19 protein-coding genes are annotated in these 21,383 nt (G+C 61.6%); 8 read left to right on the top strand and 11 right to left on the bottom strand.

Going from position 1 to position 21,383, the window contains the following annotated elements:
• Positions 1-13: 13 nt before the first annotated feature.
• The 6 genes from F2P45_RS31135 to F2P45_RS31110 all read right to left on the bottom strand — a co-directional run bounded on the left by F2P45_RS31135 (position 14) and on the right by F2P45_RS31110 (position 6,977).
• Positions 14-1,138: a DUF2169 family type VI secretion system accessory protein gene (locus tag F2P45_RS31135; protein WP_166882100.1), complete on the bottom strand. Its 1,125-nt coding sequence runs from the start codon at positions 1,136-1,138 to the stop codon at positions 14-16.
• 13 nt (positions 1,139-1,151) lie between these two features.
• Complete coding sequence (locus F2P45_RS31130) at positions 1,152-1,670, bottom strand: DUF6484 domain-containing protein (protein WP_166882099.1); 519 nt, start codon at positions 1,668-1,670, stop codon at positions 1,152-1,154.
• Positions 1,670-3,823: a type VI secretion system Vgr family protein gene (locus F2P45_RS31125; RefSeq protein ID WP_166882098.1), complete on the bottom strand. Its 2,154-nt coding sequence runs from the start codon at positions 3,821-3,823 to the stop codon at positions 1,670-1,672. Before F2P45_RS31125 ends, F2P45_RS31130 begins: the two co-directional genes overlap by 1 nt.
• A gap of 40 nt (positions 3,824-3,863) precedes the next feature.
• Positions 3,864-4,661 (bottom strand): ankyrin repeat domain-containing protein, encoded by a 798-nt coding sequence (locus F2P45_RS31120; RefSeq protein WP_166882097.1) that lies wholly within the window; start codon positions 4,659-4,661, stop codon positions 3,864-3,866.
• Positions 4,658-5,551 (bottom strand): hypothetical protein, encoded by an 894-nt coding sequence (locus tag F2P45_RS31115; RefSeq protein WP_223164865.1) that lies wholly within the window; start codon positions 5,549-5,551, stop codon positions 4,658-4,660. The genes F2P45_RS31120 and F2P45_RS31115 overlap by 4 nt, the downstream gene beginning before the upstream one ends.
• A 325-nt stretch (positions 5,552-5,876) precedes the next feature.
• Positions 5,877-6,977 carry a hypothetical protein gene (locus F2P45_RS31110; RefSeq protein WP_166882095.1) on the bottom strand — a complete coding sequence of 367 codons (1,101 nt, stop codon included), beginning with the start codon at positions 6,975-6,977 and terminating at the stop codon, positions 5,877-5,879.
• A gap of 85 nt (positions 6,978-7,062) precedes the next feature.
• On the opposite strand from F2P45_RS31110, the gene F2P45_RS31105 reads away from it, so the two are divergent.
• Positions 7,063-7,248, top strand: a complete 186-nt coding sequence (locus F2P45_RS31105) for a hypothetical protein (RefSeq protein WP_223164864.1) — start codon at positions 7,063-7,065, stop codon at positions 7,246-7,248.
• Positions 7,249-7,438: 190 nt separating this feature from the next.
• On the opposite strand, the gene F2P45_RS31100 is transcribed toward F2P45_RS31105, so the two are convergent.
• From F2P45_RS31100 to F2P45_RS31080, 5 genes are all read right to left on the bottom strand, one after another.
• Positions 7,439-8,704: a DUF2863 family protein gene (locus F2P45_RS31100; RefSeq protein ID WP_166882093.1), complete on the bottom strand. Its 1,266-nt coding sequence runs from the start codon at positions 8,702-8,704 to the stop codon at positions 7,439-7,441.
• A 259-nt stretch (positions 8,705-8,963) separates the two neighbouring features.
• Positions 8,964-11,684, bottom strand: coding sequence for an aconitate hydratase AcnA (gene acnA, locus F2P45_RS31095; RefSeq protein WP_166882092.1), 2,721 nt, complete (start codon positions 11,682-11,684; stop codon positions 8,964-8,966).
• A gap of 34 nt (positions 11,685-11,718) precedes the next feature.
• On the bottom strand, positions 11,719-12,312 hold the full coding sequence (locus F2P45_RS31090; protein WP_229505402.1) for a hypothetical protein: 594 nt from the start codon (positions 12,310-12,312) through the stop codon (positions 11,719-11,721).
• 14 nt (positions 12,313-12,326) lie between these two features.
• Complete coding sequence (locus tag F2P45_RS31085) at positions 12,327-13,322, bottom strand: HpcH/HpaI aldolase/citrate lyase family protein (protein WP_166882091.1); 996 nt, start codon at positions 13,320-13,322, stop codon at positions 12,327-12,329.
• A gap of 104 nt (positions 13,323-13,426) precedes the next feature.
• On the bottom strand, positions 13,427-14,416 hold the full coding sequence (locus tag F2P45_RS31080; RefSeq protein WP_166882090.1) for a malate dehydrogenase: 990 nt from the start codon (positions 14,414-14,416) through the stop codon (positions 13,427-13,429).
• 431 nt (positions 14,417-14,847) lie between these two features.
• Between F2P45_RS31080 and F2P45_RS31075 the strand changes: the two genes are divergently transcribed.
• The 7 genes from F2P45_RS31075 (at position 14,848) to gltA (ending at position 21,079) form a co-directional block, all read left to right on the top strand.
• Complete coding sequence (locus F2P45_RS31075) at positions 14,848-15,645, top strand: GntR family transcriptional regulator (RefSeq protein WP_166882089.1); 798 nt, start codon at positions 14,848-14,850, stop codon at positions 15,643-15,645.
• Between the two features lie 248 nt (positions 15,646-15,893).
• Positions 15,894-16,316 carry a succinate dehydrogenase, cytochrome b556 subunit gene (gene sdhC / locus F2P45_RS31070; RefSeq protein WP_166882088.1) on the top strand — a complete coding sequence of 141 codons (423 nt, stop codon included), beginning with the start codon at positions 15,894-15,896 and terminating at the stop codon, positions 16,314-16,316.
• A complete protein-coding gene (gene sdhD, locus F2P45_RS31065) occupies positions 16,316-16,681 on the top strand; it encodes a succinate dehydrogenase, hydrophobic membrane anchor protein (protein WP_166882087.1) in 366 nt (121 codons plus the stop codon). Before sdhC ends, sdhD begins: the two co-directional genes overlap by 1 nt.
• A 2-nt stretch (positions 16,682-16,683) precedes the next feature.
• Entirely contained in the window at positions 16,684-18,462 is a 1,779-nt protein-coding gene (sdhA, locus tag F2P45_RS31060; RefSeq protein ID WP_166882086.1) for a succinate dehydrogenase flavoprotein subunit, read from the top strand.
• 68 nt (positions 18,463-18,530) lie between these two features.
• Entirely contained in the window at positions 18,531-19,241 is a 711-nt protein-coding gene (locus F2P45_RS31055; protein WP_166882085.1) for a succinate dehydrogenase iron-sulfur subunit, read from the top strand.
• Between the two features lie 175 nt (positions 19,242-19,416).
• Positions 19,417-19,683, top strand: a complete 267-nt coding sequence (locus F2P45_RS31050; protein WP_166882084.1) for an FAD assembly factor SdhE — start codon at positions 19,417-19,419, stop codon at positions 19,681-19,683.
• Positions 19,684-19,777: 94 nt separating this feature from the next.
• Positions 19,778-21,079, top strand: coding sequence for a citrate synthase (gene gltA / locus F2P45_RS31045; RefSeq protein ID WP_166882083.1), 1,302 nt, complete (start codon positions 19,778-19,780; stop codon positions 21,077-21,079).
• The last annotated feature ends 304 nt before the right edge of the window (positions 21,080-21,383 follow it).

Genomic DNA, 21,383 nt, shown 5'->3' with positions numbered 1-21,383 from the left:
TTGTCCAGAGTTTTCATTGAGTTTCGCGTCCCTCTATCGCGGCATTCGTCGGTTTACAACCCATACATCCTCCCAAGCCCAATGATCTCTCCCTCCAAAGCTGTTCAGAGACTGGCCCAACGGCGATTGTATGGAATTCGTTCAGCCGTCTTTTTACTGGGGTACTCAACCGCCATACTACGCTAAAACGCTCTTCATTCGGTTCAAAGTAGATTGTGTCCGGCACTGCAAGACATTCTTCGCTACTGTAGTCGGACCGTAAAATACGCACTATTACATTGTCGCATTTTGGTAATCGAAAACGGACGTCTGATCGGCCAGCCATCATGTTGCGTAAAATAATCTGCTCGCCGCCTTTTGGATAAGGCATCTGCTGATCTTCAGGTGCGCATTGGTTAAACTGTTCATCGAAGTCTTCAGGAAGAAAAGGGAAAATTTCCCTTTGCCATTTATCGTCATATGTTCCTCCGTATTTTGGTCTTGGATGCCAGTGACGTGCAATGGCAGAGAATGCGATCGGCCTCTGATTTCCGTTCGGCTTGCGCACTGCATCGTCCAGCGACTCAAGCATTGGCGCTGGTTGGCCATCAATTTCGTCATTACTGCGGGATCCAAACCATCCTATTCCGTCTGGATTCTCAGGATGGGCTTCTACCAATGTTGTCGCCGTTTCGCCCCATCCCTTTTTGTACGTTCGCATTCCTCCAAATGCGTTACCAAAATGAAGTGGCATTTGAGAAAATGGTTCAGCGTCAGTTAGTGACACTATGCCTAGTCGCTTTCGCCAATTTCGCGAGCCATGCACTCTCAACCCCTTCCGCAAGGGGCCAACTTGCCACACCACTTCCATGGATTGGACCGGCTTTCCATTTGCATGCGCGCTTGCGTTAAACAGCACATCGCAACGTGGTTTGAAACGTGCCAAATCGGAACCATAGAGCATCGCACTCAAGCCCGGTTCACCTACATATACGTCGGCATGTTCAAATGGTTGCGGCTCTATAGGACGCGGTCGTTCTCCAGCGGCAGGTATCTTCCATGTGCCTTTTGCCACAATTACTAAGTGCTCGCGTCCACTGACATCAACGGCGGAGCTAATGTCGACCGCAAGATGTTTAGAGCCTACAATTATGTCCACCGTAATCCTTGGTCTAGTTAATGTTGACTGAGCCACCCAATATGCGCTGGGTCGCGCTGGCGTGGCTGGTAATGTAGGTGCCGCGCAATTGAATGCGTCCATCCGCGCTGAGGATCAGTGCCGCCTCGCCGCAGCGCAGCTCGATCTCGTGTTCGGCGTTGAGCACCACGCGCTCGCCGTCGAGCAGCACGTCGGTCGGCGCGGGCGCAGTCGCTGCCGGCGTTGCCAGCATCAGCCCCAGAATAATCGGCTGCATCGGATCGCCGCCCTCGAATCCCAGCGCCAGCGCCTGGCCGATGTTGCTTGGGTCGAGCGGGCTGATGCTGCGGGCGCGGATGCGGCTCAGGCCGAATGTGGCGATGCTGACCAAGGCGCTACCGTCAGCGCCGATGCCGTCGAAGGTACCCACGGCGATGCCGTCGGCGCGCGCGGGCCGCTGCGGCGTTTGCACGATTACGTCATGCAACAGACCTTCTGGCTGCGCAGACTCAGTGACCTGCACGCTGTTGCCGGCTTGTTTGGCTTGCTTCATCAGTTCTCCAGAATCTTCTTGCCCTTCAGGGTGATGTTGCCATCTGCCTTGAAGGTTTGTTCGTCGGTGGTTCCCACGCTGAACGTGTGCCCGTTGATGGTAATCGTTCCGTCCGACTTCATCACCATGCTCGCCTTGCCCACCGTAATGGACAATTCGTCCCCCGCCGTGATGGAATATTCATTCCCCACCTTGGTCACCTTGTGGGTTCCGACAATGGTCGCCATCGCCAAGCCCACGTTCAGGTCGTATCCAAGTCCCACGTTTTCCATGCGCGCCAAGCCGACGTTCTGGATCGACGCCAGGGCAATCGTTTCCGTCTTCATCTTGGCCACGGTAATGGTCCACGCACCGCCAATGCTGTCGGTCTCGTTCTGCACCACGGTTTTAGTCCGGTTCGCGCCGATGGTAATCGTCTCGTTGATCCCCACATCCTCGGTCCGGTTGTCGCCGATGCTGATGGTCTCGTTATGATCAACCCGCTCCTTGCGGTTGTTGTGCACCGTAATCGTTTCATCGCGGTCGACCGTTTCCGTGCGGTCGCGCTTGACGAGGGTGGTTTCGTCGCGGTCGATGGTCTTGCGGCGGTCGTTGCCGACCCATTTGTCTTCGTCGTGCTCGACCTCGGTCAGCTGGTCTTTCTCGGCATGCAGCCACAACTGCTCCTGGCCCTTTTTATCCTCGAAGCGCAGGGCGTTGGCGGTGTTGTAGTTGCCCTTCGGCGTGGAACGCGTCAGCACGCCGCTCTGGGTCTTGTTGTCCGGCAGTGTCCACGGCACCATGGTGTCTTCGTTCGGCACCATGCCCGTGACCAATGGCCGGTCCGGGTTGCCGTCCATGAACTGGACGATCACTTCCGAGCCGATGCGCGGAATCGATGTCACGCCGAAGTTGGCGCCCGACCACGAGGTGGCGACGCGGATCCATGCCGAACTTTTCTCGTCGTACTCGCCGATGCGGTCCCAGTGGAACTGCACGCGGACGCGGCCGTATTTGTCGGTGTGGATCTCTTCGCCTTTCGGCCCCACCACCAGCGCCGTCTGCAGTCCGTAAATCTTCGGCTCGATACTGTTGTAGCCGCGTCCCGGGCGCCAAGGAATCTGCTTGCGGATGCAGGACACGCGGTTTTCGTAGTACGACGGCGTTTCCACATTGACCTGATAATTGTTGCTGGCCGTGTGGCGCACTTCCAGGATCAGGAAGTTTTTCGAGCCGTCGTCAAAGTGTTCCGTCAAGGTAAAGCTGCGGCCGGGCATGACGTAGCGGTCGTTGCCGGCGCCTTCGAAATGCTTGCCGGACGCTTCGATTTCCTCCAGCCGCAAACGGGTCTTGGCGTCGCCGTCGCCGGCGTCCTTGAAGCCGTAGGCGCCCACGTATTCGTAGACTTCCTTCTTGAGCACGTCACCCTGCTCGTTGACGGTCGGCAGCTGGGTCTTGACCGGTTTCGGGCTCTTGAAGTTGAAGCTGGACAGGGCGTACTTGGCCGGCACCAGGCGCCGCACCGGCGTCCATTCGCCCAGCGCATCGTCTTCCTCGGCGCCGGCGGCGCGGTTGAAGGGGATGTGGGCCGGGCCGTCGATCGGCGCGGCGGCGGTCGAGTCGTCCGAGATAATCAGGGTATGGCCGGACGCCGTATGCTCGTACCAGTAGAACCAGCCTTTTTCTTCCCAGCGCCGGTGCACGTAGTTGTAGTCGGACTCGTCGTACTGGCAGGCGTCCTTCATGACCGGGTCGGGGCCGCCCACGCGGAACTCGCTCTTGCGCACGCCGTAGTCGCCGAAGATGTCGTCGGTCTGGTCCTTGACGGTCATGTTGTGGAACAGATAGTTGTCGCGGCGCAGGCGCAGGTACGCCAGCCACGGCAGCAGGACCATGTCGTAATAGACTTCGCCGCCGTCGGCGCGCACGCGGCGGAATTCGAACACGTAGCCGTTGAAGAAGCGCTTGCTGTCGTCTTCGCGCACCAGTTCGACGGTGGCCATCTTGCCCTGCACATCCTTGAGGGCGATGTTGGGATCGTCGCTCAGGCATTCGACGGTGAAGTGGAAGTCGCGCGACAGGCCTTCCACCGCGTCGATCCGGTTGGCCACGAGGCTGGCCGGGCCTCCGTTGGGAAAGTTCAGGCGCAGCAGGCGGTTGTTCTGGCGGGTCATGCGGGCTTCCTTTTGGTGGGCATGTGGCGTTGTATCGGTATTATTGTTGGGCGGGGCTGAGCGCCGTCTTGCCTGCGAGATGCTGTTGCAGGCGTTGCACCACGGCGGCATGGCCGCGCCGGCGCGCGCAGGCGAGGGCGTCCTCGCCGCGCTTGTTGCGCAGCGTCGGATCGGCGCCGTGCTCAAGCAACAGGTTGGTCAGGCCGAGATTGCCGGTGGACACGGCCATCTGCAGGGCGGTGTCGCCTTGTCCGTGCGTCGCATCCACGGGAATACGTTGCCGCAGCAAGCGCGCGGCCAGGGCGATCTGGATCGCTTGCTGCTGCGGCGGCGGCAGCGGTTGCAGCGCCAGGCTATGCAGCGTGGTACGCCCGCCATCGGCAAGCACGCGCGCATCGGCGCCGCGCTCGAGCAGCAAGGTGGCGATTTCCAGCGGCGGTGTGCTCAGGGCGTAGTGCAGCGGTGTACTGCCATTGGTATCACGCGGACTGTCGAGCCGGGCGCCAGCGTCGAGCAACAGGGCGACAACTTGGGCGTCGCCATTGGCCACGGCCATCATCAGCGGGCTGATGCCGGCGTGGCAGATGTTGGGGTCGTCGCCGGCGGCGAGCAGTTTCTTCAACAGGGCGTGGCGATCCTTGCTCAAGGCCATGAAAATGCGCGGTGCGGCGCCGGGCCGGAATTCGCGCGCGGCATCCTGGAAGGCGTCGCCGCTCGCGCGCGCCGCGGGACAGCGCACGGCGGCGCTTGCCGGTTCGCGCACCGGTGTCTTGGCCTGGGCCGGGGCGAGCGTCAGGAGCATGGCGAGCACGGCCGGCCAGGCCATCCGCCGGATCATCTGGCGCCTCCCTTGATGTAGTCGGCCTGTGCCTGGTTCAGGTGGCGCTTGACCGAGTCGTACTTGCCCTGGCTGAGGAGGTGCCTTGCCGTCTCCAGTTCGCCCAGCGACAGCACGCCGTTCGCGTACATGGTGTCCATTTCGGTGCGCAGCTTGATGATGGCGAAGGAGGACATCGTTTCCGGATTGAGCGCGGCGACCAGCACGTCGAGCATGGTGCCGACCGGCCGCACCACGGTCGTGCCTTTGGCGGCGCGCAACGCGGCCTGGCTGCCGGCCATGTCCTTGGCGGTCTTGGCCGAGGCCGCGTCGACCAGGGCGCCTTCGGCCTGCAGGTACTGGCCGAGCCGGGAATTGGAATAGGTCGGGGTCTTGGTGACCAGGGTGCTGGCCTTGTCGCCGAGCACGTCCGCATAGGGGCCGTAGCGGTCGCGCTTCATCAAGTCCTTGAGCGTGCTTTCCATCCACTTTTCCATGCTGCCGCCAAACTTGCCGTTGGCCATGCCCGCCGAGGCGCCCATGATGTTGGCGGCGGCTTTCAGGCCAATGCCGGTTTCGCGCAGCGGACGGAATTGCGCATGCTTTTGCAGCTTCATCCAGGCTTGCGGATCTTCCAGGCGCAGCTCGCTCATGACGCGGTCGAAGCGAACCGGGCTGTAGTGGCGCAGGTAGTCGATGTACTCAAGGTAGTCGTTCAGTTTCAGGCCGCGAATGCGCGCCTGTGCCAGCAGGAACTTGATGTGCCGGTTGTGCTCGTCGGCGGTACGCTCGCGCTCGCGCACCGTGGTGGTGGTGCCGTTGCGATTGACGGACGAGATTTTGCCCGCGCCTTGCGGCCTGTCGGAATATTCCACGGTGCCATCCGGACGCTGTATTTTATAAACCGCCATGGACGTCCTTGACTGTCAGTTACAACATTAAATGAATGCTATAAAAAAGCAATTGCTGTCATTTTAGCAAAATATTGCTCTCTCGAACTTACATTTGCAAAAAATTGAGGCAAATGCGCCACGAAAATGCGACGGATTGTTGTGTTTATGATATTGGCGTTGGGTGCTGTGGTGGACGACTTGTCGTTACCGGGGAGGAGGGGGCGGCGCAGGCCGGCGGCGGGCCCGGCAGGTGCCGGTCCGCGCGCCTGTGCCGGCTGTCAGCGTGCCTGTGCGGCGCTATCGAGGCCGCGCGACTAGTCTTGGGGGCGTCCGGCTGGCGGCGCTAAAACCAGGGATCGTCATCGAACGGGCTATTGTCGACAATGCGCAAGGTCTTCAACCAGCGTTTGAGCGCGCCGATGTCGGCGAACGCGGCAATCTCGGACGCGATTTGCCCGATCTGCGCGCGCATGGCGGCAATCTCGGTCCGCAGCATCTTCAGCACCGTTTTCGGTACAGGACGGCGGGTCGATTCCCAGCCGATATCGCGCGCGAGCGACATCTCCATGTCGAACAGTTCGCCGCTGACTTCATCCAACTGGCCGCTGAGGATACGGTTGTACTGCTTGATGCGCTCATCACCCAGGTTGTCCAGGCCTGTCTGGTCGATCTGCTCGACTTCCAGTTGCAATTCCAGCAGGCCGAGCAGATCGTTGGCCGCATACGCGATGTTGGCGCGCTGCATCAATCCCGTTTTGCGGTCGCGCTCGGCCGGATCGGTTTCGCGGTCGGGATGCAGGGCGCTGGCGAGCTTGCGGAAAATATCGCGCACCGATTGCGTGAGTTTGGCCTGCTCGGCCTGGTGCTTTTCCTCGCGCTTGCTGAGCTTTGGCGCTTTGGGCGGCTCCGCTTGTCGGGCGTCGTGTTCGCGCGCGCTCATCTTTTCTTCGAGCGAGGCAAAGAACGCGTCGGGCGAATGGATGAAAGCGTCGGCATCGAGATCGAGGCCGGTGAGGCTGCCGACCATCTTGAGCATGAGTGCTTTTTCCTCGTCCATTTCCTGATCGTAGTCGCGGCCGCTGTGCTTGTTGTAGATCTCTTTGACGAGCTCGTCGTCATCGTCCTGCATCAGGTCCCATGCCATCGGACAGATCAGGGCTTGCAGTTTGTCCTTGTCCTTTTTGCCCATCGATTTGTGCGCGTATGCCTGGTCGTATATCACCAGCAATTGTTTGCGGCAAGCGTCGAATTGCTCCGCCAGAGGGCGATACTCGCGGTCCGCCACAGCTTGAATTTTCGGCAATTCCTCGCGCCAGAGCGCCAGTTTGGCGCGTTCGGCTTCCAGCTTCTTGACCAGACTGTTGAATTGCTTGCGCGCACGCGATGGCGTTCCCGCGCTGGCGGCTGCGGCGATCCGAACCGGATAGTGGGAAGAAGTGGTCATGGGACTTTGTTCAACAGCGATGGCACACGGGCTGTCATTGTAAGGGATGCCCGTTCGCCGGCATAGCGGGATACGGTTGGCCCGCATGGCCGGCAGCCGGAGGCGCGCCTGGAATTACAAGGTGAAGGCGGGCGATGCCAGCGTGGGCAAGGCGCCCACGCGCTGCGGCGAACTAGTCGGACAGCTTGCCTACCACTTGAAAACCCGGGCCAGGGCCAGCCACCAGGTGATGAAAGTATCGATCAATCCGCTCAGGACCGGCACTACCTGAATCATCATATCGTCCATGCTTGTTCTCCACAGGTCGGTTGACGCGGCCCGAACGAGCCGCTCAGCGAGTGTAATGGTGTTGGCAAGTCGATATTTTGTGCAAGCCCAATGGAGACGGTGGGCATCGCGTTCAAGCTGGCGGCGTAAAAAAACCCGGGCACGCCCGGGTTCTTCACGCAGCTTGGCGCAACTCAGTGGAAGTGTTCCGTGCCCGCAGGCGCGTCTTCCGGCATTTCCGCATGCACCAGTTCGCCTGTTGGATCGGCAAACAGCGGCGCATCGCAGTCGTCGCAATACTCGGTCACAAAACGCTCGTTGTGGCGCTTCACGTGCGTCACGCCCGCTTCGTTCAGGTGTCCGACGATTTCGTCGAGCGGTGCTTTCGGCTCCAGCGCGCCGCCGAGGCCGGCCGCGGACAAGCCTTCGACCGGCGTGCCGTCTTCATCTTCCTGCCCGTACAGCGGCCACACGATGCCGTAGATCACATCGGCGGTCTGGCGCATGGTGAAGCCCACGCGGTATTCGTCGATCTGCCCTTCGGCCGATTCGTCGCCGAAGCCGGCGATGACCGCGCGCAGGTCGGACGCTTCCACGCCCAGGGTATGGGTCAGGTAATGCACGGCGGCGCGCACCGACACTGGACGGATCAGTTTGTCCGCCTCGCGGCACGCCACGTAATACGCTTCCGGCAGCAGCAGTTCGGTGCCGCAGCCCGGCAGCAGGCGCGAGATGCTCGGGCCGGCCTGGGCGCGCCACTGTTCCAGCGCGTTGGCGCGCTCGACCATGAAGGTCGACTGGAACTGCGGCTCCTGCCAGCGGAACAGCGGGCTGCCGAGCGGCGCCACGATGGCCACCATCAGGTAGCGCGTGTCGGCCAGGAAGGGCGCGGTCTCGGCCGGCTTGGCCAGCGGCTTGACGCTCGTGCCCTTGTGCGCGGCCTGGGCCAGCTTGTGCGTGGCGGCGTAAGTCTCGGCATGGGTGCGCGGCAGCTGGTCGATCGAGAACAGGGTCGGCGCCATGGCCATCTGCACGCCGTCGGCCAGCAGGTGCGCCGAAAAATGGGCGGACAGGGTTTGCAGCAGCTCGGCCGGAATGGTGCCGGAGGCAATCGAAAAACGCGTCCACGCAAGAATCGGCGCCGCCACCAGCAAGGCCTGGAAGGTCTTTTCGACCCCCTCGTGCTGCTCGACCATGGTGGACGATTCGCTGACCGCTTCCACGCCCTCCATCAGGGTGTCGTAGGCGTTCAGGTCTTCCTTGAACAGCACGTTGAGGGTGGTGTCGACGGTATCCTGGTGGCCGCTCTTGAGCAGGCGCTGGAGGTGGGTGTCGAGCTGGCGCTCCCAGGCCCGTTCTTCAATGCGGCTGGCCGCCTGGACGATCGCCTGGCTGATGCTGACCAGGCGCTGGCTCTCGGCCGACAACTTATGGGATGGTTCTTTGGTTGGACGACGCATGGGGATAAGAGTCTTTGTAAGTGAATGAACGGATCAATAATGTCGGAACAATGATAAACCCTTATCAGCCGTATTGTAGTTCATTCCCCCGCCCACCATGAAGACGGCGCAAGAAGCGTGCGCAAAAGGTGAAAAGGAGGGCGTTGGTGGGCGCTTACTGTCGCGCCGCGCGGCCCCGCCGGACGAAAAAAACGCCGGACGAATCCGGCGTTTTTCGAGGCCTGCCGCGCGCTGGCGCAGGGCGTGGCGGACGCTTGCCTTACGCGGCCAGCAGCTGGCGCAGCACGAACGGCAGGATCCCGCCATGCTTGTAGTAATCGACTTCGATCGGGGTGTCGATACGCAGCAGGACTTTGACTTCCTGCACGTCGCCGTTGGCGCGCGTGATGACCAGGGTCGCCAGTTGCTGCGGCTTGATCTCGCCTTCCAGGCCCTTCAGGTCGAACACTTCGTTGCCGGTAATGTTCAGGGTCTGCACGCTGTCGTCGCCGAGGAATTGCAGCGGCAGCACGCCCATGCCCACCAGGTTCGAGCGGTGGATGCGCTCGAACGAACGGGTGATGACCGCCTTCACGCCCAGCAGCTGGGTGCCCTTGGCCGCCCAGTCGCGCGAGGAACCGGTGCCGTACTCTTCGCCGCCGAACACCATGGTCGGCACGCCGTCGGCCACGTACTTCATGGCTGCGTCGTAGATCGACATCTGTTCGCCGCTCGGCTGGTGAACCGTGATGCCGCCTTCAACCGCGGAACCGTCGGCCTTGGCGGGAATCATGCGGTTCTTGATGCGCACGTTGGCGAAGGTGCCGCGCATCATGATCTCGTGATTGCCGCGGCGCGAGCCGTAGGAGTTGAAGTCGGCCTTCATCACGCCGTTGGCCAGCAGCCATTTGCCCGCAGGGCCGCTTTCCTGGATCGAACCGGCCGGCGAAATGTGGTCGGTGGTGATCGAGTCGCCGAACACGCCCAGTGCGCGCGCGCCGGAAATGCCGGTCGCTGCCGCTTTCGGGGTCATCTCGAAGCCGTCGAAGAACGGCGGCTCGGCGATGTAGGTCGACTTCGGCCAGTCGTAGACCTGGCCGGTGGTGGTGGTCACGTCTTCCCACAGCTTGCCCGGTGCGCCCTTGACGTCGGCGTAGTTGGCCTTGAACACCTTGGAGTTCATCGCGAACTTCATCAGCTTGCCGATTTCTTTCGAGGTCGGCCAGATGTCGCCCAGGTAGACGTCCTTGCCGTTGGTGCCCTTGCCGACTGGCTCGGTCATCAGGTCGCGCGTCATGTTGCCGGCGATGGCATAGGCCACCACCAGCGGCGGCGAAGCCAGGAAATTGGAACGGATGTTCGGGTGGATCCGCGCTTCGAAGTTGCGGTTGCCCGACAGCACAGCCGACGCGACGATGTCGTTCTCGGCGATAGCCGCGTTCAGCTCCGGGGTCAGGTCGCCGGCGTTGCCGATGCAGGTGGTGCAGCCGTAAGCGGTCACGCCGAAGCCCAGTTGCTCCAGGTAGGGCAGCAGGCCGGCGGCGGTCAGGTACTCGGTCACCACGCGCGAGCCGGGGGCCAGCGAGGTCTTGATGTGCGGCGCGACCGTCAGGCCGGCTTCAACCGCCTTCTTGGCCAGCAAACCGGCGGCCAGCAGCACGCTCGGGTTCGAGGTGTTGGTGCACGAGGTAATCGCCGCGATCAGCACGTCGCCGTTCTTGACGTGCACGCCGTTGGTCGTCTCGTAGTGATTGGTCAGGTCGGACGCTTTTTTGTTGAAACCGTTTTCGGTGGTCGGCTTCGAGAACAGTTCGATGAAGTTGTTCTTGACGTTGCCGATTTCGATACGGTCCTGCGGACGCTTCGGGCCTGCCAGCGACGGGGTCACGGTAGCGAGGTCGAGCGAGACCACGCGGGTGTAGTCGATCTCGCCTTCCTGCGGCACGCCGTACAGGTTCTGGGCCTTGAAGTAGTTCTTGAACGCGGTGATTTCTTCGGTGGTGCGGCCGGTGCCTTCGAAGTACTCGATGGTGGCGTCGTCAACCGGGAAGAAGCCCATGGTCGCGCCGTATTCCGGGGCCATGTTGGCGATCGTCGCGCGGTCGGTCAGCGACAGCGTTTCGGTGCCGGCGCCGAAGAATTCGACGAACTTGCCGACGACTTTTTCTTTACGCAGCATTTCGGTGATGGTCAGCACCAGGTCGGTCGCGGTGCAGCCTTCGCGCAGCGCGCCGGTGAGGTTGACGCCGATCACGTCCGGGGTCAGGAAGTAGACCGGCTGGCCCAGCATGCCCGCTTCGGCTTCGATGCCGCCCACGCCCCAGCCGACCACGCCGATGCCGTTGATCATGGTGGTGTGCGAGTCGGTGCCGACCAGGGTGTCAGGGTAGTAAGTGTCGCCCGCCGTACCGGACGCCTTGTGTACGCCGCGCGCCAGGTACTCCAGGTTGACCTGGTGCACGATGCCGAAGCCGGGCGGCACCACGCCGAAGGTGTCGAAGGCTTGCATGCCCCACTTCATGAACTGGTAGCGCTCGTTGTTGCGCGAGAATTCCAGCTTCATGTTCAGGTCGAGCGCGCCCTTTTCGCGGTAGTGGTCGATGGTGACCGAGTGATCGACCACCAGGTCGACCGGTACCAGCGGCTCGATGTTTTTCGGGTTCATGCCCATCTTGTTGGCGACGTTGCGCATCGCGGCCAGGTCGGCCAGCAACGGCACGCCGGTGAAGTCTTGCAGCACGACGCGGGCCACGACGAACGGAATCTCGTCGGTGCGATCGCCGTTTGGCGCCCAGTTCGCCAACTGCTTGACGTGTTCTTCCGTGACCTTCTTGCCGTCGCAGTTACGCAGGACGGATTCGAGGACCAGGCGGATCGACACCGGCAGGCGCGAGACGTTCACCCCAAGGCTTTTCTCGAGCGCCGGCAGCGAGTAGAACTTGCCTTTCTTGCCGGCCGACAGTTTGAAATCCTTGAGCGTGTTCAGAGTGTTGCGGGACATGACCTCTCCTTCAGTGAGATATTTGTTATTTCAGTTATTTTGCTGCAGGGGCGTCAAGCGCCGCCGGCGCCGCCACTGCTGGCGTCGCTGGTACTGCAAGTTCGCCCGATGCCGGGGGTGCTGCCGGCATCGGCGGGGCGATCGGTTTTTCGACGACCGGCTTCATCTGCTCGGCGTTCTTGCATTCGTTGGCCAACTGGCGGTTCAGGCGCGAATCGAGCAGCATGCCCTTGGCCGGAATACCGATCCAGACCAGGCCGAAGGTCGGGTTTTCGAAGCGCTTGGCGCCCGTGGTCGTGCCCACGCGGGTCAGGCGGTGCAGGCGCTTCTTCCAGCGCAGCGCGATGTGGCCGTCGTCCTTATCGTTGTGGTAGGTCGTGACCTTGTTGCCCAGCTCGCAGTCGAAGTCGGTGGTGGTGGTGTCGGTGATGTCCGGTTCCGGCTCGCTGCCAACCACATCGACCGCTTTCGGGTGCGCGCGCGCTTTGGATTTGGCGGCCGGCTTGGCCTTGGCCGCCTTGGCTGCCGGTTTCGGTTCGGCCGCGTTGGCCGCCGGGGCCGCGCACAGGGTTGCCGCTGCCATCGCCAGGGAGCAGGCGAGCAGGGTGTTCTTGATCAGGGTGGGCATCGGGGAGCTTCCGTTCAGGTGGCTGGTTGTGGTTCGTTGACGAGGGCGGCGGCGGCGTCGGGCAGGGCCAGGCCTGCCAGTTTCGCGCGCTGCAGCACCGTCCAATAATAGCGATAGCTGGCGCGGTCGTGCAAGCGCCCGTTCTGTGAAATCGGGCCCCAGCTGGCGTTCTTGCCTTCGGTCAGGATGTTGGTCGCTTCGTTCACTTCCGACAGACGCGGCGTAAACGCCTTGAGGATCGGCTTGATCTGGTCGGGGTGTATGCTCCACATGCGCGTAAAGCCGAATTCGGCGGCGGCGCGCTGGGCATCGTTGGCGACCACGGCGCTGTCCTTGATGTCGGTGGTGACGTTGTGCGACGGCACCTTGCCATGCGCGTGGCAGGCGGCCACCATCTCGAGCTTGGCGCGCACCACCAGCGGGTGCGTGAACTGGCCCGGCGTGCGCATGGCCGCGCCGGGAATGGCGCCGTAGTGCGACGAGACGAAATCCATGATGCCGAACGACAGGCACTCGACCTGCGGCTGGGCGGCAATGGCGTCGGCTTCGCGCAGCGCGCCATGGGTTTCGACCAGCACGTGCACCGGCATCGGCGTGAGGCGCCCGCCCTTGGCGGCGTGCACGTTGATGGCCTCGATGGCGCGCGCCACGTCGGCCGCGCCATTCGCCTTGGGCAGCACCACGTAGGCCAGGCGCTGCGCCGCGCCGCCGACGATGACGGCCAGGTCGCCGTCGAAGAAGGGGCTGTCGACGTCGTGCACGCGCACGCCGATGCGGTTGTGGCGGTTGCCGTCGTCATTGAGCAGACGCACGATCATTTGGGCGTGTTCGGGCTCGGAGCCGGCGGTGGCGCCGTCTTCGCAGTCGAACGTGATGTCGAACAGGGGGCCAAGCTCTTGTTGCAGGGCCATCGACTTGAGCATCAGCTTTTCGGAGCCTGCATAGTGGTCGCAGGCGGGGAGCAGCAAAGGCTGGCGTTTGCCCTGGAATAAAACCTCGGAGGGATGCATGATCATTTTCTCAGGTACAGCAGCGCTCGTGCCGCTCGGGGCGGCACGGCGCGTGCGGCGAATCGGTGGTGTTACGGGGTCCACGAATCCGGCCGCGTTGAAACTCAGGCCAGCAGGTGGGCGACGCCGTCACGCTCTTCGGTCAGTTCCTTGAGCGTGAGGTTGATGCGTTCCTGCGAGAACTCGTCGATCGGCAAACCTTGCACGATCGTGTATTCGCCATTCTCGGTCGTGACCGGGAAGCCGAACATGGTGCCTTCAGGGATGCCGTACGAGCCATCCGAAGCAATGCCCATCGTTGTCCACTTGCCGTTGGTGCCGAGGTACCAGTCGTGCATGTGGTCGATGGCTGCGTTGGCGGCCGAGGCTGCCGACGACAGGCCGCGCGCTTCGATGATCGCGGCGCCGCGCTTGCCGACGGTTGGCAGGAAGGTATCGCGGTTCCAGGCGTCGTCGTTGATGCTTTCCTTGACCGATGCGCCATCGATCTGGGCAAAGCGGTAGTCGGCGTACATGGTTGGCGAGTGGTTGCCCCACACGCACAGTTTTTCGATCGACGCGACCGGCTTGCCGGTTTTGGAAGCGATCTGCGACAGCGCGCGGTTGTGGTCCAGGCGCAGCATGGCGGTGAAGTTCTTGGCCGGCAGCGACGGCGCCGATTTCATGGCGATGTAGGCGTTGGTGTTGGCCGGGTTGCCGACCACCAGTACCTTGACATTGCGCGAAGCGACGGCGTCGAGCGCCTTGCCTTGCACCGTGAAGATCTGGGCATTGGCTTCGAGCAGGTCTTTACGCTCCATGCCAGGGCCGCGCGGACGGGCGCCGACCAGCAGGGCGAAATCGGCATCCTTGAACGCGGTCATCGGATCGGCGTGGGCGCTCATGCCGGCCAGCAGCGGGAAGGCGCAGTCGTCGATTTCCATCATGACGCCCTTGAGCGCTTTCTGGGCTTTCTCGTCAGCGATTTCCAGCAATTGCAGGATGACTGGCTGGTCTTTGCCGAGCATGTCACCGTTCGCGATGCGGAACAGCAGGGAATAGCCGATCTGGCCGGCAGCGCCGGTGACAGCAACGCGCAGTGGGGTTTTAGCCATGATGAATCTCCAAAGTGGGAAAGAAAACGGTCGAAGCAACGGTCGAAGCTGAGGCTACGCTTGTCCGGGAAAACCGTAATGATACCAAAATCGGATACCGACCTCGGACACCATCACCAGAACTTCCCGCCCCCGTCAAAGGGACCCTCGAAAAACCTACTGCGCGACGTCATTGCCGTCCTGCGATGCTCACCGTACCTTCGTACGGCTGCGCTTCTCGGACGACACTGACGCCGCTCGCTACGCTTTTTCGAGGTCCCAGGAATTTTCTGGGGCGATACGCGCGTATGCCGGATCGAACGCGAGTGTAGGCGCAGGTCGGCAATCTGTCAATTCGTATCATATATCTTATATAAGACACCTTATATAAAACACCTGCCTGCGGCGATTGGACTGGACTGGCAAGCCCGTTTGTGTTGAAATCGCGGTCTATGAATTCCCTCCCGACCCCACCGATCCTGCATGGACTACCTGCCAGCGGGACCGGCGCTGCCGCCGGCACTGCGGGCGCCTCACCCACCTTCAGCCCGCTGTACCAGCAGATCAAGGCCCTGCTCACCCAGGGCTTGCAGGCCGGCGAATGGAAGCCCGGCGAAATGATCCCCAGCGAGGTCGAACTGGCCGGCCGCTTCAAGGTCAGCCAGGGCACGGTGCGCAAGGCGATCGATGAACTGGCCGCCGAAAACCTGGTCGTGCGGCGCCAGGGCAAGGGCACCTTCGTCGCCACCCACCACGAAGCGCGCGCGCATTTCCGTTTTTTGCGGCTGATGCCCGACGAAGGCGTGCCGCATCACCCCGACAACAAGATCATCGAAGTCAAGCGCATGCGCGCGCCGGCCGAAGTGGCGCGCCTGCTGGACCTCAGATCGGGCGACTCCGTAGTGTATATCAAGCGCGTGATGTCGTTCGACGGCACGCCGACAATTCTTGAAGAAATGTGGCTTCCCGGCCTCCTGTTCAAGGGGCTGACCGCGGAACGCCTGGTCGAGTACAAGGGTCCAATGTACGGACTGTTCGAGTCCGAGTTCGGCACCCGCATGATCCGCGCCAGCGAAAAGATCCGCGCGCTCGGGGCCGATGCCGGCGCCGCCCAGTTCCTCGGAGTGGAGGAGGGTACGCCGCTGCTGTGCGCCGAGCGCGTCTCGTTCACCTACGGCGACAAGGCGGTCGAGCTGCGCCGCGGGCTGTACCTGACCTCGCATCATCATTACCAGAATGACTTGTCGTAGTTTCAAGACGAGTGCGTGCTCACTGTTGCTGAACCGCGATTGACCCCGAATTAAGGGGTCCGTACCCGGTGGGTGCAGTGCACAAAACGTCCGTTCCGTTTAAAATGCATTGATCATAAGAAAGTAGCGAGCGTCGTTCCATATTGTTGCCGAACTTGCAAAGCGCAAGAGGAAAATTGGTGCATTTCGGCAAAATGGGCGAAAATTGCGGGTTAATTACAATTTAGTTAGTCAAAGGGGGTACTGCCATGTCCGAAGCCGTGAAGGAAGTTCCAAAAAAAGAACGGCCAGAGATCCGTAACATTCATGTTACCGATTTGATGAATTACATTATGACGCCGGGCGCCTGGGTCTCGATCCTGCACCGCGTCAGCGGCGCGGCGATCTTCCTGATGCTGCCGTTCCTGCTGTATCTGTTTCAGCATAGCGTGCAGTCGGAAATGTCGTACGACTATTTCAAGGGCATCCTCGCGCATCCCCTGGCCAAGCTGGTCCTGCTGGGCCTGATCTGGGCCTATATGCACCATTTCTGCGCCGGCTTTCGCCACCTGTTCATGGATATGCACATCGGCATCGAGAAAGCTTCCTCGCGCCAAAGCGCTGTCAGCGTGCTCGTTGTCAGCCTGATCCTGACCGCACTGGCTGGTCTTAAACTGTTTGGAGTGTTTTGATGGCAAAGAATAACGTCGGACCCAAGCGCCTCGTCGTCGGCGCCCACTACGGCCTGAGGGATTGGATGGCCCAGCGCCTGACCGCGGTGGTGATGGCGGTGTACACCTTCACCCTGCTGATCTCCTTCTTGACCGGCAATAACTTCAGCTACGAAGGCTGGTCGCACCTGTTCTCGCAACAGTGGTTCAAGCTGTTTTCCCTGGTGACTTTCGCCGGCCTGTACTACCACGCCTGGGTCGGCATGCGCGACATCTGGATGGATTACATCAAACCGGTCGGCGTGCGCCTGACCCTGCAAGCGCTCACCATCCTGTGGCTGATCGGCTGCGCAGCCTGGACCGTACAAATTCTCTGGAGCGTTTAATCGTGGCAGCAATCAAAAAAGCACTTCCTACCCGCCGCTTCGACGCGGTCATCATTGGCGCGGGCGGCTCCGGCATGCGCGCTTCCCTGCAACTGGCTGAAGCCGGCCTGAACGTGGCCGTGCTGTCGAAAGTCTTCCCGACCCGCTCGCACACCGTGGCGGCCCAGGGCGGCATCGGCGCGTCCCTCGGCAATATGTCGGAAGATGACTGGTACTGGCATATGTTCGACACCGTCAAGGGTGGCGACTACCTGGGCGACCAGGATGCGATCGAATTCATGTGCCGCGAAGCACCGAAGGTCGTCTACGAGCTGGAGCACTTCGGCATGCCCTTCGACCGCAATCCGGACGGCACGATTTACCAGCGTCCGTTCGGCGGCCACACCGCCAACTTCGGCGAAAAGCCGGTCCAGCGCGCCTGCGCCGCGGCCGACCGCACCGGCCACGCGCTGCTGCACACCCTGTACCAGCGCAACGTCCGCGCGCGCACCCATTTCTTCGTGGAATGGATGGCGATCGACATCATCCGTGATGCCGAGGGCGACTGCGTCGGCGTCGTTGCGCTCGAAATGGAAACAGGCGAATGCATGATCCTGGAAGCGAAGACCACCATCTTCGCCACCGGCGGGGCAGGGCGCATCTTCGCCGCCTCGACCAACGCCTTCATTAACACCGGCGACGGCATGGGCATGGCGGCACGCGCCGGCCTGCCGCTGCAGGACATGGAATTCTGGCAGTTCCACCCGACCGGCGTCTCGGGCGCGGGCGTCTTGATCACCGAAGGCGTGCGCGGCGAAGGCGGCATCCTGATCAACAGCAATGGCGAACGCTTCATGGAGCGCTATGCGCCGACCCTGAAAGACCTGGCGCCGCGCGACTTCGTGTCGCGTTCGATGGACCAGGAAATCAAGGAAGGGCGCGGCTGCGGTCCGAACAAGGACCACGTGCTGCTGGACCTGCGCCACATCGGCGCCGACACCATCGCCAAGCGCCTGCCGTCGATTCTCGAAATCGGCCACAAGTTCGCCAACGTCGACGCCACCAAGGAACCGATCCCGGTCGTGCCGACGATTCACTACCAGATGGGCGGCATTCCGACCAACATCCACGGCCAGGTGGTCGCACCGAAAGACGGCAATCCGGTCTCCGTGGTCAATGGCCTGTACGCGATCGGCGAATGCGCCTGCGTCTCGGTGCACGGCGCCAACCGCCTCGGCACCAACTCGCTGCTCGACCTGATCGTGTTCGGCCGCGCGGCCGGCAACCACGTGGTGGCGTCCAACCTGAAGCAAAAGGAAAACAAGCCTTTGCCGAAAGACGCAGCCGACTTCGCGCTGGACCGCATGAACCGCCTGGAAACCTCGACCGGTTCCGAGCGCGTGCAGGGCGTGGCCAACGACATCCGCGCCACCATGCAGAAATACTGCGGGGTGTTCCGCACCGACGAGCTGCTCACCCAGGGCTTCAAGGAAATCATGGTGCTCGACGAGCGTCGCAAGCATGTGTCGTTCAAGGACAAGTCGATGGTGTTCAACACCGCGCGCGTCGAAGCGCTGGAACTCGATAATCTCATTGAAACGGCAAAAGCGACCATCACATCGGCAGTGGCACGCAAGGAATCGCGCGGCGCGCACGCGCACAGCGACTTCCCGAACCGCGACGACGACGTCTGGATGAAGCACACCCTGTACTACTCCGAAGGCAACCGCCTCGAGTACAAGCCTGTGATCACCAAGCCGCTGACGGTCGATACCTTCAAGCCGAAACCACGTACCTTTTAAGAGCATTGGGGCAAGTGCGGTCACGCTGGAAGCGTGGCTGCCCTGGCCCCGACTAGCCAGGATAGAACATGACACGCACCGTAAAACTGAAAATCTACCGCTACGATCCCGACCAGGATGCCAAGCCGTACATGCAAGACGTGACCGTCGAATTGCAGGACACCGACAAGATGCTGCTCGACGCCCTGCAGCGCATCAAGTCCGATGTCGACGATTCGCTGGCGCTGCGCCGCTCGTGCCGCGAAGGCGTGTGCGGTTCGGACGCGATGAACATCAACGGCAAGAACGGCCTGGCCTGCACCACCAACCTGAACGAGCTGACCCAGCCGATCGTGCTGCGTCCGCTGGCCGGCCTGCCCGTCATCCGCGACCTGATCGTCGACATGACGCAATTTTTCAAGCAATACGATTCGATCAAGCCGTACCTGGTCAACGATTCGATTCCGCCAGAAAAAGAGCGCCTGCAAAGCCCGACCGAGCGCGAAGAGCTCGACGGCCTGTACGAGTGCATCCTGTGCGCCTGCTGCTCGACCTCGTGCCCGTCGTTCTGGTGGAATCCGGACAAGTTCGTCGGCCCCGCCGGCCTGCTGCAAGCCTACCGCTTCATCGCCGACAGCCGCGACGAAGACACCGGCGCGCGCCTGGACAACCTGGAAGACCCGTACCGCCTGTTCCGCTGCCACTCGATCATGAACTGCGTCGACGTCTGTCCTAAAGGGCTGAACCCGAACAAGGCAATTGGCAAAATCAAGGAATTGATGGTTCGCCGCGCTGTGTAAGGCACCATGGCGGGCGCGGCGCGGGCATGTTTGCCGGCGTCGCGCCCGCTTGCCATCCGGCACGCCTTTACATGCCTGCCGGTATGGTGGCTGTTTGTTAGCAATACAGTAAAAGTACCGTACTGCCGAAAACCGGCAGGCGGAGTATAGTGTTGACCCAACGACGGACTCTAGAGTGAATACGCACCAATCCGACCCGGCCAACCGTTCGCGACTGCGCTGGCGCAGCCGCCGGGGGTTGCTCGAAAACGACCTGATCCTCACGCGCTTCCTTGACGCGCATGAAGAAGGGTTGACCGATGATGAAGTCGATGCGCTGACCCGGCTGCTCGATCTGGCGGACAATCCGCTGATGGACCTGATCCTGGCGCGCAAAGAGCCCGAAGGTGAAGTCGATTTGCCGCATGTACGCGCCTTGCTGGAGCGCCTGCGGCAAGCCTGAACGTGGCGAGGCCGAGGGGGCCATAGCGTTCGGGGTTTCCCGAAGATTTCGTAATTTTTATTTTGTAGACCTCACCTCCCAAGAAGGAAGTGCCATGAATATCTCTGATACCAAAGCCACCCTGTCGTTTTCCGATGGCAGTACTCCCATCGACATGCCGATCTACAAGGGTACCGTCGGCCCGGACGTCATCGACATCCGCAAGCTGTACGCCCAGACCGGCAAATTCACGTACGACCCGGGCTTCATGTCGACCGCCGCCTGCAACTCGACCATTACCTACATCGATGGCGACAAGGGCGAACTGCTGTACCGCGGTTACCCGATCGAGCAACTGGCCGTCAATTGCGACTTCCTGGAAACCTGCTACCTGCTGTTGAACGGCGAACTGCCGAACAAAGAAGAAAACCAGAAATTCAGCGACACCGTCACCAAGCACACCATGGTGCACGAGCAGATGCAATTCTTCTTCCGCGGCTTCCGCCGTGACGCGCACCCGATGTCGGTGCTGGTCGGCACGGTCGGCGCGCTGGCCTCGTTCTACCACGACTCGCTCGACATCAACGACCCGCATCACCGCGAAGTATCGGCGATCCGCCTGATCGCCAAGATGCCGACCCTGGTCGCGATGTCGTACAAATACTCGATCGGCCAGCCGTTCGTGTACCCACGCAACGACCTGTCGTACAGCGCCAACTTCATGCGCATGATGTTCGGCAATCCGTGCGAAGAATACAAAGTCAACGAAGTGCTGGTGCGCGCGCTCGACCGCATCCTGATCCTGCACGCGGATCACGAGCAGAACGCGTCGACCTCGACTGTTCGCCTGGCTGGTTCCTCGGGCGCCAACCCGTTCGCCTGTATCGCCGCCGGCATCGCCTGCCTGTGGGGTCCTGCGCACGGTGGTGCGAACGAAGCCGCACTGAACATGCTGAAAGAAATCGGCAGCGTCGAGAACATTCCTGCTTTCATCGAAAAAGTGAAAGACAAGAACTCCGGCGTCAAGCTGATGGGTTTCGGTCACCGCGTCTACAAAAACTTCGACCCGCGCGCCAAGCTGATGCGCGAAACCTGCCACGAAGTGCTGCAAGAACTCGGTCTGCAGGACGACCCGCTGTTCAAGCTGGCCATGGCCTTGGAAAAGATTGCGCTGGAAGACGAATACTTCGTATCGCGCAAGCTGTACCCGAACGTCGACTTCTACTCGGGCATCGTGCAATCGGCGCTGGGCATTCCGGTGTCGCTGTTCACCGGTATTTTCGCGATGGCGCGCACGATCGGCTGGATCGCCCAGTGGAACGAAATGATTTCGGATCCAGAACAGAAGATCGGCCGTCCACGCCAGCTGTTCGTCGGCTCGCAAACGCGCGACGTGTCACCGATCGACAAGCGCTGATCGACGCGTTTCTCCATTGAAAAAAGCGAGCCACTGGCTCGCTTTTTTGTTGCCCCCACCGCCGGTGTCAGGTCTGACAAACGGACACGGTCTCGACAGTCACGGTCCAGCCCCCCGCCGGTGTCAGGTCTGACAAACGGACACGGTCTCGACAGTCACGGTCCAGCACGCCCCGCCGGTGTCAGGTCTCTTAAGAAACAACACCGCCGACGCCTCCCGGCCACGGTGTGGTTCACGCCGCAGCCGGGGTGAGTGTCATGCCCAACTGTTCCGCGCGTTTTGCAAGATTGCGTAGCAGACGGTC

Origin of the sequence: Massilia mucilaginosa, assembly GCF_011682145.1 — a bacterium.
In the GTDB taxonomy this organism is placed as follows: domain Bacteria; phylum Pseudomonadota; class Gammaproteobacteria; order Burkholderiales; family Burkholderiaceae_D; genus Telluria_A; species Telluria_A mucilaginosa.
Note: the sequence above shows the minus strand (reverse complement) of the source record. Positions and strands in the feature narration are given on the sequence as shown.